A 15,352-nucleotide genomic window follows, 5' to 3' on the forward strand; every position below is an offset into this window, starting at 1 on the left:
GGGGCCTTCGCCGTGGCTGTGTCTCGCGTACCGCGTACCGCGTACCGCCTCCCGCGTCAGGAAGGCGTCGGGCTCGGAGCCGGGCTCGCCGTCGGCCGCACCACGTCGCCCAGGGTCGGGACCGACTCCGGGCGGGAGCGGACGGCGTCCGTGCACTCCCAGGCCCGCGGCGGATCCGCGTCCGGACCGCCCAGGACCACCGGGCCCGGCCCCGCCGACACCGCGTCGCTCCCCGCGAGCGTGCACACCAGTTGCGACAGCGCCACCGGAGGCAGGTCCTCGGGCTTGCGGCTCAGCCGTACCGTGCCCGCCGGGTCCCCCGGCAGCGGCGCCGAGGCCGTCAGCTTGGCCGGTACCTCGGTCGTGAAGCCTGCCTCCAGCTCCTCCGCCGACGGCTCCCGCTGGAGCGCCTCCAGCAGGGCCTGGGTGACGAACACCGCCGCGTCCCGCGACGCGGGCTGCTTCTCCGGCACCGGCACCACCCGCTGGACGCCCACCAGCTGCGCCCCGCAGACCAGTTCCACCATGGCCCGGATGCCCTGCACCCCGCCCGTTCCGGCGGCCGTGCCCGTCGGGGTCTTGCACGAGACCCGCGAGGGCGCCGGTCCCACGTCCACCGGCACGGTGGTCGCCCGGATCCCGCACCCGGTCAGGGCGCCCAGGGACAGCAGACCCAGGGCCACCACGACGGCGGTCGTACCGAGCATCGCGCCGAGCGTGGCTCCACGCCCCGCCCCGCGCGCCGTCCTACTCCTCGTCGTCACCGGCGATCACCTTCCCCACGTCCACCGGCAGCCGCAGCGTGAACAGCGCGCCGCCCTCCGCCCCGTTCTCCGCGGTGATGTCGCCGCCGTGGATGTGCGCGTTCTCCATCGCGATGGACAGGCCGAGCCCGCTGCCGTCGGACTTCGGCCGCGACGCGCTCGCCTTGTAGAACCGGTCGAAGACGTGCGGCAGTACGGCCTCGGGAATGCCCGGCCCGTTGTCCCGTACGGCCATGACCAGCCAGTCCCCCTCCACCCGGATGGAGACCCGTACCGGCGAGCCGCCGTGCTTGAGCGCGTTGCCGATCAGATTGGCCAGGATCACGTCGAGCCGCCGCGGGTCGAGCCGCGCCACGATCCCGCGCTCCGCGTCGAGTTCGACCGCGTCCAGCCACGCCCGCGTGTCGATGCACGCCGTCACCTGGTCGGCGACGTCCACGTCGTCCAGCACCAGGCGCGCCGTTCCCGCGTCGAAGCGGGTGACCTCCATGAGGTTCTCCACGAGGTCGTTAAGCCGCCTGGTCTCGCTCACGACCAGACCCACCGCCGGTGCGATCATCGGATCGAGGTCGTCGACCTCGTCCTCCAGCACCTCGGCCACCGCCGTCAACGCCGTCAGCGGCGTGCGCAGTTCGTGGGACATGTCCGCGACGAAACGCCGGCTGGACTCCTCCCGCGCGCTCATGTCGGCGACCTTCTTCTCCAGCGCCTCCGCCGTCTTGTTGAAGGTGTGGGCCAGATCGGCGAGTTCGTCCGTCCCCGACACCTCCAGCCGGTGGTCCAGCTCCCCTTCGCCGAGCCGGCGCGCCGCGTCGCCGAGCCGCTGCACGGGCCGCAGCACCGTACGGGCCGCGGCCTGCGCGAGCAGCGCGGACCCGAGCAGCGCGAGCCCGGTGGCGATGGTCAGCGACCAGGCCAGGGCGTTGAGGTCGTCGCGCTCCTGGGCGAGGGACTTGTACATGTAGCCGGTCGGCCCGCCGCCCACGATCCGGGTGCCGCCGACCAGGTAGGGGTTCCCGTTCGGCTTCGTCCGCTGCCAGTACACGTGGTACGCGGCGTCGTTGGCCGAGGTGGTCTTCTGCCGGTCGTCCACGGCGTGCTGGAGCGACTTCGGTACGTCGGCCAGCGAGAAGGCGTCGGGACCGGCCGACCCGGCCACCTTGCGGCCGCCCTTCTCGTCCACCAGCAGCACGCTGTAACCGGGGCTGCTGCCCGCCATCATCTCGGCGGTGTGCTGCAGCTCCTCCTGCGTCGGGTCGGCGGGCAGCGCCGCGGCCCGGTTCTGCATCTCCTGCCGGAAGTCGCCGAGGGCGGCGTCCTGGGTCCGGGTCAGGACGGCTTCGCGGTTGAGCCAGTACGCGATCCCGGACGCGGAGACGGCGGCCGTCAGCGCGACCAGGGCGAACACGACGAGGAGCCGCAGCCGCAGGCTGGTCCAGCGCCGGCCCGCGAACAGGGCTCTGATCACTGCGGGGAGTCCAGTCGGTAGCCGACGCCCCGCACGGTACGGATCAGGGTGGGCGAGGAGGGCACTTCCTCGACCTTGGCGCGCAGCCGCTGCACGCAGGCGTCGACGAGGCGGGAGTCGCCGAGGTAGTCGTGCTCCCACACCAGCCGCAGCAGCTGCTGGCGGGAGAGCGCCTGACCGGGACGGCGGCTGAGCTCCAGGAGCAGCCGCAGCTCGGTCGGGGTGAGCTGGAGGTCCTCTCCGTTCTTGGTCACCGTCATGGCGTTGCGGTCGATGACCAGCGAGCCGAAGACGGCGGAGTCGGTGGCCTCGCGCTCGCCGCGGCGCAGCACGGCCCGGATGCGTGCGTCGAGCACCCGCCCCTGGACGGGCTTGACGACGTAGTCGTCCGCTCCCGACTCCAGGCCGACGACCACGTCGATGTCGTCGTTGCGCGCGGTGAGCAGGATGATCGGCAGCTGGTCGGTGCGCCGGACGCGCCGGCACACCTCGAAGCCGTCGATGCCGGGCAGCATGACGTCGAGCACGATCAGATCGGGCCGCTGCTCGCGCAGCAGTTTGAGGCCGTCCTCGCCCGTCGCCGCGGTGGCCACACGGTGGCCCTGGCGGGTCAGGGAGAGTTCGAGGGCCGTGCGGATGGCGTCGTCGTCCTCGATGAGCAACAGGAAAGGCACGGGCTCATTCTGTCCCATCGCCCCTCGGGACTTCGACCGCCCTGCACCTGCAATCCGAACGTGACTCCTCCCGGTCCCTGTGACAGGCCTGTGACAGTCGGCGGACACCCCGGTTATCTCGGGCGGGCAGTCTTCTTGGCAACGGACCAGACAGACTCCACGACGGGGGGCGCGAGATGAACACGCTGCACAGCACCAGCACCAGCGCGGTTGTCACGCGGCTGCACGATGTGAACCGCCGCACGGCAATCCGTACGGCGACGGCCCCTTCCCGGCGGCCGGCGCACGTGGTGGCCATCGACGCGAAGACCTACGAGCGCCCCTCCGTCCCCGCCCAGCGCACGCCGGGCTCCGCGGACGTCCCGGACTCCTCCAACGAGGCCGAGTTCACGGCGTACGTCCAGGAGCGTCGGGCCGCCCTCTACGCGACGGCCTTCCACCTGACCGGCGACCGCTACGAGGCCGAGGACCTGCTGCAGACCGCGCTGTTCTCCACGTACCGCGCCTGGGACCGCATCAGCGACAAGGCCGCCGTCGGCGGATACCTGCGCCGCACGATGACGAACCTGCACATCAGCGCCTGGCGCCGCCGCAAGCTCAACGAGTACCCGACGGAAGAACTGCCGGAGACGGCCTCGGACACCGACGCCATGGGCGGTACGGAGCTGCGCGCCGTGCTGTGGCAGGCGCTCACCCGCATCCCGGAGCCGCAGCGCACGATGCTGGTGCTCCGGTACTACGAGGGCCGCACGGACCCGGAGATCGCGGAGATCCTCGGCATCAGCGTCGGCACGGTGAAGTCGAGCATCTGGCGTTCGCTGCGCCGCATGCGCGAGGACGAGGCGCTGAGCTTCGGCCGCGACGAGGCGGAGTCCTTCGAGGACCTGGTCGCGTAACGCGGCCCCACACAAGACCAAAGGGCCAGGGGGCCCGTCCTGCGGGGGTGGGACGGGGGCCACGGGGGCAAAGGGCGGGATCGAGCGGACGGGGGTCCGCGCGGTCCCGCCCTTTGGCGTCGGCTACGCCACCACGGCGGCCCGGTGCCGCCCGGCCGCGGCGGCCGCCAGACGGCCGAGGGCCTCGTCACGGCCACAGGCGTGCGCGCCCAGCGCGGTGTGCCGGGCCACGATCCCGCGCTCGGCCCGCATCAGCCGCCAGCCCCGCCGCAGGAGCATCGGCACGGACTTGCGGCCCTCGCGCAGGTCACGGGCCAGCCGGCGCCGGAAGGTGGTGCTGGGCCGCCCGCGCAGGCAGATGGCGTCCGCCAGCAGCCCCAGCTCCTGGCACCGCACCACGACGTCCGCCGCGAAGATGCCCTCGGCTATGAACAGCGGGGTCCGGGAGATGTCCAGCGCCTCCGTACCGGTCCGCGAGGAGGTGGCGATGTCGTAGACGGGCACTTCGGTCCGCCCGGCCGCACACAGCGCGGCGATCGCGGCCACGGCCGCCTCCGCGTCCCAGGACAGCGGCGAGTCCCAGTCGATGTCGGCGCTCCCCTCGACGCGCGGGAGGGTCGGGTCGTCGCCGTCCTTGTAGAAGTCGTCCAGGCGCAGCACGGGCAACCCGGAACGGGCCGCCAGCGAGGACTTGCCGGAGCCCGAGGGCCCGGTCAGCAGGACGACACGCGTAGGCAAAGGAGAGGAACAGCTCACGGAACAACAGTGTGAACTATTACCTCCCGCAGGGGACCTACCCAAAGGTCCGTTGGTATCCAGGATCACACCTCCACTACGCTGCGTGCGCACGCGATCACGACTCCGTACGAGCCCACAGGCGGGAACCATGGCACGTCACGCAGCCCCCAAAGCACCCCACCCCAAGGCGCTGCGCACCGCAGGCCTGACCCTCTCGATGGCCGGCGCGGCCCTCGCGATGGCCGCCGGCGGCGCCCAGGCGGGCGAGCTCGATGTTCCGGCGGCCCTCGCAGGGGTCTCGAACCCGATCTCGAACCTCAAGGTGAATCCGCTCGCCAACACCGGCGTGGATCCCCTCGACAACGGCGTCGCCACCCAGGTCGCGGATTTCCCCGCCGTCGGCACCGGCATGGTCACGGGGATCCTGACCCGGGGGCCGTCGGTCGGCGAGCTGCCCACCGCCGCGGCATCGTCCCTGCTGGGCCCCCTGACGGGCGGCAAGTAGCTCCCGCCGGAGAGTGCGCAGGGCATGAAGAGGCCCCGGCAGCGCGGGGGACGCTGCCGGGGCCCGTCTTCGGGGGTGGGGGCCTCTAGTAGGAGGAGCCGCCCGCGCCCAGCGACCCGGTCGGGTGCCAGACGGTCTTGGTCTCCAGGAACGCCGTCATGCGCGACGTGCCCGGGTCCGCGCTCCAGTCGTCCACAGGCTGTGGACGCAGGACGCGCTTGAGGTTGTCCGCGGCCGCGATCTCCAGCTCCTTGGCCAGCGCCTCGTCGGCTCCGGCCAGGTCGATCGCGTTGACGTCCTGGTGGGACGCCAGGTGCGGGCCCATCTCGGCGGCCTTGCCGGACAGGATGTTGACCACGCCGCCGGGCAGGTCGGAGGTGGCCAGGACCTCGCCGAGGGAGAGCGCCGGGAGCGGGGCCTTCTCGGAGGCGATGACGACGACGGTGTTGCCCGTGGCGATCACCGGGGCGATCACCGAGACCAGCCCGAGGAAGGACGAGTCCTGCGGGGCCACGACCGTGACCACACCGGTCGGCTCGGGGGTGGAGAGGTTGAAGAACGGGCCCGCGACCGGGTTGGCCCCGCCCACGATCTGGCCGATCTTGTCGGTCCAGCCCGCGTACCAGACCCAGCGGTCGACGGCCGCGTCCACGACGGCCGCGGCCTTGGTCTTGGACAGGCCCTCCGCCTCGCCGACCTCGCGGACGAACTGCTCGCGGCGGCCCTCCAGCATCTCGGCGACGCGGTAGAGGATCTGGCCGCGGTTGTACGCGGTCGCGCCCGACCAGCCGCCGAAGGCCTTGCGGGCGGCGACGACCGCGTCCCGGGCGTCCTTGCGGGAGGACAGCGGGGCGTTGGCCAGCCACTTGCCCTTCGAGTCACTCACCTCGTACACCCGGCCGCTCTCGGAGCGGGGGAACTTGCCCCCGACGTACAGCTTGTAGGTCTTGAAGACGCTCAGACGCGTCTGCGCCGAAGAATCAGACATCGAGGTAGCCCTCCAGGCCGTGACGGCCGCCTTCGCGCCCGAAGCCCGACTCCTTGTAGCCGCCGAAGGGCGAGGTCGGGTCGAACTTGTTGAACGTGTTGGCCCACACCACACCCGCGCGGAGCTTGTTGGCGACCGCGAGGATGCGGCTGCCCTTCTCCGTCCAGATGCCGGCGGACAGGCCGTACTGGCTGTTGTTGGCCTTGGCGACGGCCTCGTCGGGCGTGCGGAAGGTCAGCACGGACAGCACCGGGCCGAAGATCTCGTCCCGGGCGACGGTGTGCGACTGGGAGACGTTCGTGAAGAGCGTCGGGGCGAACCAGTAGCCGGCGTTCGGCAGTTCGCACGGCGCCGACCAGCGCTCGGCGCCCTCCGCCTCGCCGGTGTCCGCGAGGGCGGTGATCCGGGCGAGCTGCTCGGCGGAGTTGATCGCGCCGATGTCGGTGTTCTTGTCGAGCGGGTCGCCCAGGCGCAGCGTGGTCAGCCGGCGCTTGAGCGAGTCGATCAGCTCGTCGTGGATCGACTCCTGGACCAGGAGGCGCGAGCCCGCGCAGCAGACCTGGCCCTGGTTGAAGAAGATGCCGCTGACGATGCCCTCGACGGCCTGGTCGATGGGGGCGTCGTCGAAGACGATGTTGGCGCCCTTGCCGCCCAGCTCCAGGGTGAGCTTCTTGGAGGTGCCGGCGACCTGGCGCGCGATGGCCTTGCCGACGGCGGTGGAGCCGGTGAAGGCGACCTTGTTCACGTCCGGGTGCTCGACGAGGGCCGCGCCCGCGTCCCCGTACCCGGTGAGGATGTTGACGACGCCCTTGGGCAGGCCCGCCTGGCGGCAGATGTCCGCGAAGAAGAGCGCGGAGAGCGGGGTCGTCTGGGCCGGCTTGAGCACGACCGTGTTGCCCGTGGCGAGCGCCGGGGCGATCTTCCACGCGAGCATCATCAGCGGGAAGTTCCACGGGATGACCTGGCCGGCCACGCCGAGGGGGCGCGGGTTCGCGCCGTAGCCCGCGTGGTCGAGCTTGTCGGCCCAGCCCGCGTAGTAGAAGAAGTGCGCGGCGACGAGCGGCAGGTCCGCGTCGCGGGTCTCCCGGATCGGCTTGCCATTGTCGAGGGTCTCCAGGACGGCCAGCTCGCGGCTGCGCTCCTGGATGATCCGGGCGATGCGGAAGAGGTACTTGGCGCGCTCGGAGCCGGGCAGCGCGGACCACTTCTCGAAGGCCTTGCGGGCGGCCTTCACGGCGCGGTCCACATCGGCGGCGCCGGCCTGCGCGATCTCGGCGAGGACCTCTTCGGAGGCCGGGGAGACGGTCTTGAAGACCTTGCCGTCCGCCGCGTCGGTGAACTCGCCGTCGATGAAGAGCCCGTAGGAGGGCGCGATGTCGACGACGGAACGGGACTCGGGGGCGGGTGCGTACTGGAATGCGGAAGCCATGGCGATCAGTCCACCGTCACGTAGTCGGGACCGGAGTACCGGCCGGTGCTCAGCTTCTGGCGCTGCATCAACAGGTCGTTGAGCAGGCTGGAGGCTCCGAAGCGGAACCAGTGGTTGGACAGCCAGTCCTCGCCCACGGTCTCGTTGACCAGGACCAGGAACTTGATCGCGTCCTTGGTGGTCCGGATTCCGCCGGCCGGCTTCACGCCGATCTGGATTCCAGTCTGCGCCTTGAAGTCGCGGACGGCTTCGAGCATGAGGAGCGTGTTCGCGGGCGTCGCGTTGACCCCGACCTTGCCGGTCGACGTCTTGATGAAGTCGGCCCCGGCCATCATGCCGATCCAGGAGGCGCGGCGGATGTTGTCGTACGTGGACAGCTCGCCGGTCTCGAAGATCACCTTGAGGCGGGCCGCGCTGCCGTCGGGGCGGACGCAGGCCTCCTTGACGGAGCGGATCAGCTCGTAGGTGTCGAGGTAGCGGCCGGCGAGGAAGGCGCCACGGTCGATGACCATGTCGATCTCGTCGGCGCCGGCGGCCACGGCGTCGGCCGTGTCGGCGAGCTTGACGGGCAGGGCCGCGCGGCCGGCCGGGAAGGCGGTGGCGACGGAGGCGACCTTGACGTCGGCGCCGTTCAGGGCGGCCTTGGCGGTGGCCACCATGTCGGGGTACACGCAGACGGCGGCCGTCATGGGCGTGGTGCGGTCGGTCGGATCGGGGTTGGCTGCCTTGGCGGAGAGCGCCCGGACCTTGCCCGGGGTATCCGCGCCTTCCAGCGTCGTCAGGTCGATCATCGAGATGGCGAGGTCGATGGCGTACGCCTTGGCCGTCGTCTTGATCGAGCGGGTGCCGAGGGAAGCCGCGCGGGCCTCCAGGCCGACAGCGTCGACGCCGGGCAGCCCGTGCAGGAAGCGGCGCAGCGCACTGTCGGACGTCGTCACGTCAGCGAATGCGGTGAGGGTGGTGGGCATGGTCACCACATGAGCATATCTACGCGCGTAGCGGCCTGTCACCCCCCTCTGCCGATTCGAGGGCATCCGGGATGGAATCGACACGTCCGGTCCGACACGCGTTCGGCGGTTACACGCCCATGACAGGAGGCGGATCCTCCGTCCCTACACGATTCGTAGGTTTGCCCCCAGCAGCCCGCCACACCTGACCCGGCCGAATGAGACCGAAACAGATTCGTCGCGGCATGCGACTCTCCTCCGCCCGCTCCGACCTGACACAAGGAGTCGTCATGCGTACCGCCCTCGCCCTCCGCACCTCGATCGCCACCGCCGCCCTCGCGGGCGCGATGCTCGTACCGGCCGCCGGCAGCGCCTTCGCCGCCGCACCGACCACCGCAACGTCCGCCACCGCCGGTGCGGGCACCCGGGCGCCCGTCCTCAACGTCACCTCCGGGGGCGGCACCGAGGAGGAGGTCACCGCCATCTGCGTCTCCGGCCCCAAGCGGGTGTCCCTCGGTGCGGGGATCCGGGCCGAACTGTGGATGACGGTGGACGGCCCGAAGGTCGATCTGTACGACGGCGGGGAGATCTGGAAGGTCCTGGACCGCAAGAACCCCACCGAGTCCAAGGACCTCCGGATCGTCAACCCGAGCGGTGCCAAGCCGGTCCTGCGCTGGCATCTGCAGGGCGGCAGCATCAAGCCCGCCACCACCTCGTTCCCCGCCCTCCAGCCCGGCTGCCTGCGCAACTACGAGCTCGTCGAGGACAAGGCCACCCCGCCGCCCGCGCCGAAGCCCACCACCCAGGCTCCGTCGAAGCCGAAGCCGAAGCCCCAGACGGCCGTCGTCCCGAAGGGACCGGTCGCCGCGGGCGCCGAGCTCGGTACGGACGCCGCCGCGGACGCGGGCACCCCGGTCGCGGCCGCCGGTGCCGGGGTCCTCTCGGTGGCCGTCCTGCTCGGCGCGGCCTTCGCGGTCCGTGGCCGCAGGGCTCGCTCCCGCGGCTGATCACCGCCTCCGGCGGGCCGCCTGCGCGGCGGCCCGCCGGAGGGCCTTCCGGACCCGGCGCGTCCACGTACCGGCCGAAGACGGGTGCGCATGTCGGACATTCGTTCGTTGTTACGCAGCCATGACAGGACGACCACGTTCCGGTCGATCATGATCCGTAGATTTCTCCTCAGCAGCCCCGCAGACCTGACCGGACGAAACCCCGACAGCGACACCGCGGCATGCGACTCTCCGCCCCTTCCCAGACAATGCTTCCAGGAGTCGTTATGCGTACCGCCCTCCGTACCTCGATCGTCACCGCCGCCCTCGCCGGAGCGCTCCTGGCGCCCGCCGCGACGGCCGTCGCCGCGCCCTCCGCGCAGGCCGTGACGGCTGTGACCTCGACGTCGGCGCTGTCCGCGAACGCGTCGGCGAACACGACGGTGAGCCCTTCGGCGGACGCATCGGCGGACACCTCGGCGGACGACCGCTACGACGGCGAGACCGTCCTGGTCGCCAAGGGCCGCATCGCGGTGCTGCGCAACGCGGCCGAGGGCCCCGAGGTCTGGATCCGCGCCGTCTCCCCCGACTGGAAGCCGGGCGACGGCTGGGCGGGCCGCGTCCTGGCCAAGCTCGACCCCACCCACAAGCGCGCCGTCATCGAAGGCATCGAGTACGACCTCCGGAAGGTCGATGCCGGCCAGGAGAAGAACCGTTACGGCCTCAACGTCCACGTGCTGGGCGAAGGCGCCTCCAACGGCTGGTACCTGCTGCCCGAGGCCGCCCCCGCCACCAAGCCCGCGCCCAAGCCTCCGGTGAAGCCGACCGCCAAGCCCACGGTGAAGCCGGCCGCCGTGTCCGCAGGCAAGCCGCAGACCGCCGTCGTCCCCAAGGGACCCGTCGCCGCGGGCGCCGAATTCACCGAAGTCGCCGAGACCACCGAGACCGCCGCCGCGGACACCGACAACACCACCACCGCGGCCACCGGCGCCGCCCTCATCGCGATCCTCGCCGGACTCGGCACCACCTTCATGGTCCGCGCCCGCAAGGCCCGCGCCCGCGGCTGAACCGCCCCGCCCCGAGCCACTCGTTGCCGCTTCCGGCGGGCCACCCCACGGTGGCCCGCCGCACGCCGTTCCCCGGAGCCGACCCCATGGACCAGCTGGATCACCGCCCGTCCCGCCGACGCCCGCTGCTCGCCGCCGCCCTGCTCGGTCCGCTGGCCCTGGTCGCCCTGGCCGGGTGCGGCGGTGCCGCGCCGGCCGCCACTGCGCCGCCGCACGTCGCCGAGACCTCCGCCGCTCCCGTGCCCGCCCCGGCCGCACCGTCGGCTTCGGCATCGCCCGCCGCGGCCCTGCCCGCCTCCGCGCCCGTCCGGGTACGGATCGCCTCGGCCGGGGTGGACGCCTCGCCGGTCCTGGAGCTCGGGCTGGCCTCCGACGGCTCGGTCCAGGTGCCCTCCGTAGCGGACGGGGACAAGATCGGCTGGTACACCAAGGGCGTCACGCCCGGCGAGACCGGCCCGGCGGTGCTGATCGGCCACTTCGACACCGCGCGCGGCCCGGCCGTGCTGCGCAACGTCTCGCGCGTCCACGTGGCCGACGAGATCAGGGTGACCAGGGCGGACGGCACCGAAGCCGTCTTCCGGGTGCGCGAGCTGGAGCAGGTGGACAAGAAGCACTTCCCCACCGCGAAGGTCTACGGGGACACCCCGCGACCCGAGCTGCGCGTGATCACCTGCGGCGGTGAAATCACCGATGGTCACCGCCCCGACAACATCATCCTGTACGCCGATCTCGTGGGGTGAGACGGCTTGAGGCAGAATCGGCCGCATGAGCAGCGATCAGCCCACCGAAGAGCCGGCGTACGACGACCGGGTCTACCGCTCCCCGATGGCCACCGTCACCGGGGTGGTGCTGCTCGCCCTGCTCGCGTGGCTCTGCGGCGACGCCGTGGTGCGGGGTTCGGGGAACGTCCCGTGGGTCGCCCTCGCCGTCGCGCTGTGCCTGGCCCCGGTCATCGTCGCGTTCACGGTCCGTCCGGCCGTCTTCGCCAACGACGACCGGCTGCGCGTGCGCAACCCCTTCCGGATCATCGAGCTCCCCTGGGCCGCCGTCGACACCGTCCGGGCCCGGTTCTCCGCCGAGGTGCTCGCGGAGGGGACCACGTACCAGCTGTGGTCCATTCCGGTCTCCCTGCGGGAGCGCAAGAAGGCCAACCGCCGCCAGACGGGCCGGCTCGGCCTGGGCAACGGGCAGGGCAAGACCCCGGACGAGGAATCCCGCCGCGCCTCCGCCGACCAGATCGTGGACGAACTGCGGGAGCTGCACGAGCGCGGTGCCGCGCGGGCCGGCGCCCAGGGCTCGGTGAAGGTCTCCTGGTCGTACGAGATCATCGCGCCCGCCGTGATCGGCGCGCTGATCCTGATTGTGCTGCTCGCCACCGGCTGACCGGCGGTTTCCCCGGAACCGCCGGGGACGGAACCCGCGTCTCCACTGGCGTGCACCGTCTCAAGGGCAAGCGTGTCAAGGGCAGCGGCAGCGCCGCCGTACAGCTGTGGATCCGGCTTCTCGCCGGGGTCCTGCTGGGCGCCCACCTCCTCCTCGTCGGCTGGCTGATGCTGCGCCCGCTGGACGTGCCCTGGGCGGTGGCCGCCAATCTGACCCCGCTGGAGGGGATCAGGGCGGACCTCTCCTACGGGCCTCTGGAGGCCGCCCGCCGGATCGGCGGCGGGCTGGCACTGCTGGCCCCGCTCGGGGTGCTGCTGCCGCTGCTCAGCGGCCGCGTGGAGCTTTCGCCGCTGGCCACCTGGTCCTCGCCGGCCCGGACGGCCGCCGCGGGCGCGCTGGTCTCGGTCGGCATCGAGATGCTGCAGACGGCGGTCCCGGGGCAGGTGGTCGATGTGGATTCGGTGCTGCTGAACACCCTCGGCGTGTTGCTCGCGCACCTGGCCGTCGTCCCGGCCCTCAGGGCCCGGCTGCGGCGTTCTCAGGGGGCGACCCCGAGAATTACCAGGGTCGGGCTCGGTCCCTGGACCGACGTTCTGTCCTCTGTCCAGCGGGAGTATTGAGGCATCGCGGGAAAACTTCCCGCGGACCGCACAACGACCGAGGAGAGACCATGAGCGCCCTTGCCCGCCCGCGTGACGGACGATGGATCGGCGGAGTCTGTGCCGGTCTGGCGCGCCGCTTCGGAATATCCGCGAACACGATGCGGATCATCTTCGTCGTCTCGTGCCTGCTGCCCGGCCCGCAGTTCCTCCTGTACCTGGCGCTGTGGGTGCTCCTGCCGAACGAGAAGTCGGGCACGCCTTCCGCCGCCACCGGCTGGTAGTCGCACGGGCCCGGAATTCAGCGCGCGGCGCGGACCTTCTGGAGCTGCTTGTCCGCGACCTCGTGCGGGACCTGGGGGGTCTGGCGGCCGCCCGTGACGTTGAGTGCCATGAGGCGCACGACGGTGTCGCCCTGGCGTACGACGACCAGGTGGACCTGGGCGGTGACGCCTTCGGCGGCCGCGGTCGTGGTCCAGCTGACGCTCTCGTCGCCGCCCGTCTTGTAGTCGGCCGCCTTCACCTCGCGGTACGTGCCGCTCTGGTTCTCGACGGTGGCGGTGAAGCCGGCGGAGCAGGCGGCCACGGCGTCCTTCAGCCGGGCGATCAGCGTCTTGGCGTCGGACTCGGCGTAGGAGCTGACGGAGGCGGAGACGGCGAGGCCCAGCTGCTTCTGGGAGCCGATGCCCCGGTTGACGGTCTCGCGCGCCGCCGGGTCGGGCTTGTCGCCCATGATGTCGGCGAGCGGCTGGCAGGCCTTGCGGTCCGCCTGCGGCTGGCCGTCGGGGGCGTTCGGGTTCTTGCCGTTCGCGGAGATCTGGTAGCCGGTCAGGTCGCCCTGTTCCAGGGCGGAGCGCTCCAGCCTGCCGGAGGCCTTCTTGGGGCCGGTCGTGCCGCCCGTGCCGGCCGTGTCACCGGCTCCGCCGGTGCCCGCGGGGCCGGAGGATCCCTCCGGGCCGGACGCGCCGGCCGTGCCTGTCGGCGCGGACTGTCCGGGCGCGCTCGCGGAGCCCTTCGGGTCCGGGTCCTTGCCGGAGGCGGGGGTGTTCGTACTGCCGCAGCCCACCATCGCGGACAGCAGGGCGGGGAGCAGCACGGCCGTGGCCGTTCGTGCCTTCATGCGCATGATCGAGACCTCATACCCAGGTGTTTGGCGGGCAGTTGGCGGTGATCCTGGCACATGCCGCGACGCGGCACACACCTGGTCGAAGAGGCGTGCGCCGCGTGGGCGTGCGTGCGAATCGCGTACGGGTCGCGTACGGATCCGACAGGGGATCCGGGGTGGATCAGGCGCCGAGGCCGCTGGTGGGCAGACCGCCGAGCAGGCCGGTCACCGTGCCGAGCGCGGCGGCCGGGTCGGTCGCCTCGGGGGCCTGCTGGCCCTCTTCGGCGGTCACGTGCTGCTGGCTGGTCGCGCCCTGGACGGCGCCCGTGACGGTACCCAGCGCGTCACCGAGACCGACGGCGGGGACGGCCGATGCGGTACCGGCGGCGACGGCGGCAAAGGCGGCGCCGAGAGCGGCGACACCGAGGGTCTTGGCAGCTGACTGCTTCATGAAGAATCGTCCTTGCGACGGGGAAATGAGCGGCTCCGCAAACTAGTCACTTCAAACCCCCTCCCGCAAACATCATTAAATACGAGAAAGCGCCCGGGAATTGCTCCTCCCGGGCGCTTTCAGTCCGTCACGCCATGGCCTAGGCCGAGACGGAACCGCTGGTGGAAGCGGTTTGACGGAACAGCCATTCCGACTTCAGCTCCGCATAACCGGGCTTGATCACGTCGTTGATCATGGCCAGCCGTTCATCGAAAGGAATGAACGCGGACTTCATCGCATTGACCGTGAACCACTGCATGTCGTCGAGCGAGTAGCCGAAGGTGTCGACCAGGTGCTCGAACTCGCGGCTCATGCTGGTACCGCTCATCAGCCGGTTGTCGGTATTGACGGTCAGCCTGAAGTGCAGTTTCCGCAGCAGCCCGATCGGGTGCTCGGCATAGGAGACCGCCGCACCCGTCTGCAGGTTCGAGGTCGGGCACATCTCCAGCGGGATCCGCTTGTCCCGGACGTACGAGGCCAGGCGGCCCAGCGTCACGGAACCGTCGGCGGCGACCTCGATGTCATCGATGATCTTCACGCCGTGGCCGAGCCGGTCGGCGCCGCACCACTGCAGGGCCTGCCAGATCGACGGCAGACCGAAGGCCTCGCCCGCGTGGATGGTGAAGTGGTTGTTCTCGCGCTTGAGGTACTCGAAGGCGTCGAGGTGGCGGGTGGGAGGGAACCCGGCCTCGGCACCGGCGATGTCGAAGCCGACGACGCCCTTGTCGCGGTAGCGGTTGGCCAGTTCCGCGATCTCCAGCGCGCGGGCCGCGTGCCGCATGGCGGTCAGCAGCGCACCGACACGGATCCGGTGGCCGTTGGCCTTCGCGCGGCGCTCGCCCTCGCGGAAGCCCTCGTTGACCGTCTCGACGACCTCTTCGAGGGTCAGGCCGGCTTCCAGGTGCTGCTCGGGCGCGTAGCGGATCTCCGCGTAGACGACGCCGTCCTCGGCGAGGTCCTCGGCACACTCGGCGGCCACCCGGAAGAGGGCCGCCTTCGTCTGCATGACCGCACAGGTGTGGGCGAACGTCTCCAGGTAGCGCGGAAGGGAACCGGAGTCGGCGGCTTCCCGGAACCAGATGCCGAGCTTGTCGGCGTCGGTCTCGGGAAGGTTCTCGTAGCCGACCTCACGGGCCAGCTCGATGATGGTCCCGGGGCGCAGCCCACCGTCGAGGTGGTCGTGCAGGAGCACCTTCGGGGAGCGGCGGATCTGATCCGGGGTGGGCAGGTTGAGGGTCTCGCTCGTCATCTGGGCACTCTAGCTCCTACGCGCGTAGAGCGGTGAGACGGTGGCCACCGCCGATATGTAACAG

The 15,352-nt window shown here is 71.5% G+C and carries 18 protein-coding genes; 8 read left to right on the top strand and 10 right to left on the bottom strand.

Annotated features, from left to right (window positions below):
* Positions 1–56: 56 nt before the first annotated feature.
* From AC3IX6_RS13420 to afsQ1, 3 genes are read right to left on the bottom strand one after another with little or no spacing between them, the layout of a single operon-like run.
* On the bottom strand, positions 57–707 hold the full coding sequence (locus AC3IX6_RS13420) for a hypothetical protein (protein WP_489370349.1): 651 nt from the start codon (positions 705–707) through the stop codon (positions 57–59).
* Between the two features lie 40 nt (positions 708–747).
* Positions 748–2,331: a sensor histidine kinase gene (locus AC3IX6_RS13425; RefSeq protein WP_489371436.1), complete on the bottom strand. Its 1,584-nt coding sequence runs from the start codon at positions 2,329–2,331 to the stop codon at positions 748–750.
* The gene (gene afsQ1, locus AC3IX6_RS13430) at positions 2,229–2,906 is read right to left on the bottom strand and encodes a two-component system response regulator AfsQ1 (protein ID WP_250746240.1); all 678 of its coding nucleotides are present in this window, start codon (positions 2,904–2,906) and stop codon (positions 2,229–2,231) included. Before afsQ1 ends, AC3IX6_RS13425 begins: the two co-directional genes overlap by 103 nt.
* Before the next feature lie 176 nt (positions 2,907–3,082).
* On the opposite strand from afsQ1, the gene AC3IX6_RS13435 reads away from it, so the two are divergent.
* Complete coding sequence (locus AC3IX6_RS13435; protein ID WP_489370350.1) at positions 3,083–3,802, top strand: SigE family RNA polymerase sigma factor; 720 nt, start codon at positions 3,083–3,085, stop codon at positions 3,800–3,802.
* Between the two features lie 123 nt (positions 3,803–3,925).
* Here the strand turns inward: AC3IX6_RS13435 and AC3IX6_RS13440 are convergent, their stop codons facing one another.
* Entirely contained in the window at positions 3,926–4,624 is a 699-nt protein-coding gene (locus tag AC3IX6_RS13440; RefSeq protein ID WP_489371437.1) for a uridine kinase family protein, read from the bottom strand.
* Positions 4,625–4,688: 64 nt separating this feature from the next.
* Between AC3IX6_RS13440 and AC3IX6_RS13445 the strand changes: the two genes are divergently transcribed.
* Complete coding sequence (locus AC3IX6_RS13445; protein ID WP_489370351.1) at positions 4,689–5,045, top strand: hypothetical protein; 357 nt, start codon at positions 4,689–4,691, stop codon at positions 5,043–5,045.
* Between the two features lie 85 nt (positions 5,046–5,130).
* Here the strand turns inward: AC3IX6_RS13445 and AC3IX6_RS13450 are convergent, their stop codons facing one another.
* Genes AC3IX6_RS13450 through deoC form a run of 3 tightly spaced genes read right to left on the bottom strand, consistent with a single transcriptional unit; the run spans position 5,131 to position 8,430 of the window.
* Entirely contained in the window at positions 5,131–6,033 is a 903-nt protein-coding gene (locus tag AC3IX6_RS13450) for an aldehyde dehydrogenase family protein (protein WP_489370352.1), read from the bottom strand.
* Entirely contained in the window at positions 6,026–7,462 is a 1,437-nt protein-coding gene (locus tag AC3IX6_RS13455) for an aldehyde dehydrogenase family protein (protein ID WP_489370353.1), read from the bottom strand. The genes AC3IX6_RS13450 and AC3IX6_RS13455 overlap by 8 nt, the downstream gene beginning before the upstream one ends.
* Positions 7,463–7,467: 5 nt before the next feature.
* Positions 7,468–8,430 (bottom strand): deoxyribose-phosphate aldolase, encoded by a 963-nt coding sequence (gene deoC / locus AC3IX6_RS13460; protein ID WP_250746380.1) that lies wholly within the window; start codon positions 8,428–8,430, stop codon positions 7,468–7,470.
* Positions 8,431–8,699: 269 nt separating this feature from the next.
* On the opposite strand from deoC, the gene AC3IX6_RS13465 reads away from it, so the two are divergent.
* From AC3IX6_RS13465 to AC3IX6_RS13490, 6 genes are all read left to right on the top strand, one after another.
* Entirely contained in the window at positions 8,700–9,416 is a 717-nt protein-coding gene (locus tag AC3IX6_RS13465) for a hypothetical protein (protein ID WP_489370354.1), read from the top strand.
* A 266-nt stretch (positions 9,417–9,682) separates the two neighbouring features.
* Entirely contained in the window at positions 9,683–10,462 is a 780-nt protein-coding gene (locus AC3IX6_RS13470; protein ID WP_489370355.1) for a hypothetical protein, read from the top strand.
* A gap of 86 nt (positions 10,463–10,548) precedes the next feature.
* Positions 10,549–11,202, top strand: a complete 654-nt coding sequence (locus tag AC3IX6_RS13475) for a class F sortase (RefSeq protein ID WP_489370356.1) — start codon at positions 10,549–10,551, stop codon at positions 11,200–11,202.
* Between the two features lie 25 nt (positions 11,203–11,227).
* The gene (locus AC3IX6_RS13480; protein ID WP_489370357.1) at positions 11,228–11,845 is read left to right on the top strand and encodes a PH domain-containing protein; all 618 of its coding nucleotides are present in this window, start codon (positions 11,228–11,230) and stop codon (positions 11,843–11,845) included.
* Between the two features lie 104 nt (positions 11,846–11,949).
* Entirely contained in the window at positions 11,950–12,465 is a 516-nt protein-coding gene (locus AC3IX6_RS13485; RefSeq protein WP_489371438.1) for a VanZ family protein, read from the top strand.
* A 50-nt stretch (positions 12,466–12,515) separates the two neighbouring features.
* On the top strand, positions 12,516–12,728 hold the full coding sequence (locus AC3IX6_RS13490) for a PspC domain-containing protein (protein WP_266905211.1): 213 nt from the start codon (positions 12,516–12,518) through the stop codon (positions 12,726–12,728).
* A gap of 17 nt (positions 12,729–12,745) precedes the next feature.
* Here AC3IX6_RS13490 and AC3IX6_RS13495 read toward each other — a convergent pair whose 3' ends face one another.
* The 3 genes from AC3IX6_RS13495 to AC3IX6_RS13505 form a co-directional block, all read right to left on the bottom strand.
* On the bottom strand, positions 12,746–13,564 hold the full coding sequence (locus AC3IX6_RS13495) for a hypothetical protein (protein ID WP_489370358.1): 819 nt from the start codon (positions 13,562–13,564) through the stop codon (positions 12,746–12,748).
* 166 nt (positions 13,565–13,730) lie between these two features.
* Complete coding sequence (locus tag AC3IX6_RS13500; RefSeq protein ID WP_243333777.1) at positions 13,731–14,000, bottom strand: hypothetical protein; 270 nt, start codon at positions 13,998–14,000, stop codon at positions 13,731–13,733.
* A gap of 139 nt (positions 14,001–14,139) precedes the next feature.
* Positions 14,140–15,288 (bottom strand): adenosine deaminase, encoded by a 1,149-nt coding sequence (locus AC3IX6_RS13505; protein WP_489370359.1) that lies wholly within the window; start codon positions 15,286–15,288, stop codon positions 14,140–14,142.
* Positions 15,289–15,352 lie beyond the last annotated feature (64 nt).

This window comes from Streptomyces sp. GL_141, assembly GCF_057834385.1.

What these genes read in the sequence shown, in the direction of transcription:
- AC3IX6_RS13420 (WP_489370349.1), bottom strand. Translation starts at nt 707, where the DNA reads ATGCTCGGTACGACCGCCGTCGTGGTGGCCCTGGGTCTGCTGTCCCTG.
- AC3IX6_RS13435 (WP_489370350.1), top strand. Translation starts at nt 3,083, where the DNA reads ATGAACACGCTGCACAGCACCAGCACCAGCGCGGTTGTCACGCGGCTG.
- AC3IX6_RS13445 (WP_489370351.1), top strand. Translation starts at nt 4,689, where the DNA reads ATGGCACGTCACGCAGCCCCCAAAGCACCCCACCCCAAGGCGCTGCGC.
- AC3IX6_RS13450 (WP_489370352.1), bottom strand. Translation starts at nt 6,033, where the DNA reads ATGTCTGATTCTTCGGCGCAGACGCGTCTGAGCGTCTTCAAGACCTAC.
- AC3IX6_RS13455 (WP_489370353.1), bottom strand. Translation starts at nt 7,462, where the DNA reads ATGGCTTCCGCATTCCAGTACGCACCCGCCCCCGAGTCCCGTTCCGTC.
- deoC (WP_250746380.1), bottom strand. Translation starts at nt 8,430, where the DNA reads ATGCCCACCACCCTCACCGCATTCGCTGACGTGACGACGTCCGACAGT.
- AC3IX6_RS13465 (WP_489370354.1), top strand. Translation starts at nt 8,700, where the DNA reads ATGCGTACCGCCCTCGCCCTCCGCACCTCGATCGCCACCGCCGCCCTC.
- AC3IX6_RS13470 (WP_489370355.1), top strand. Translation starts at nt 9,683, where the DNA reads ATGCGTACCGCCCTCCGTACCTCGATCGTCACCGCCGCCCTCGCCGGA.
- AC3IX6_RS13475 (WP_489370356.1), top strand. Translation starts at nt 10,549, where the DNA reads ATGGACCAGCTGGATCACCGCCCGTCCCGCCGACGCCCGCTGCTCGCC.
- AC3IX6_RS13480 (WP_489370357.1), top strand. Translation starts at nt 11,228, where the DNA reads ATGAGCAGCGATCAGCCCACCGAAGAGCCGGCGTACGACGACCGGGTC.
- AC3IX6_RS13490 (WP_266905211.1), top strand. Translation starts at nt 12,516, where the DNA reads ATGAGCGCCCTTGCCCGCCCGCGTGACGGACGATGGATCGGCGGAGTC.
- AC3IX6_RS13495 (WP_489370358.1), bottom strand. Translation starts at nt 13,564, where the DNA reads ATGAAGGCACGAACGGCCACGGCCGTGCTGCTCCCCGCCCTGCTGTCC.
- AC3IX6_RS13500 (WP_243333777.1), bottom strand. Translation starts at nt 14,000, where the DNA reads ATGAAGCAGTCAGCTGCCAAGACCCTCGGTGTCGCCGCTCTCGGCGCC.
- AC3IX6_RS13505 (WP_489370359.1), bottom strand. Translation starts at nt 15,288, where the DNA reads ATGACGAGCGAGACCCTCAACCTGCCCACCCCGGATCAGATCCGCCGC.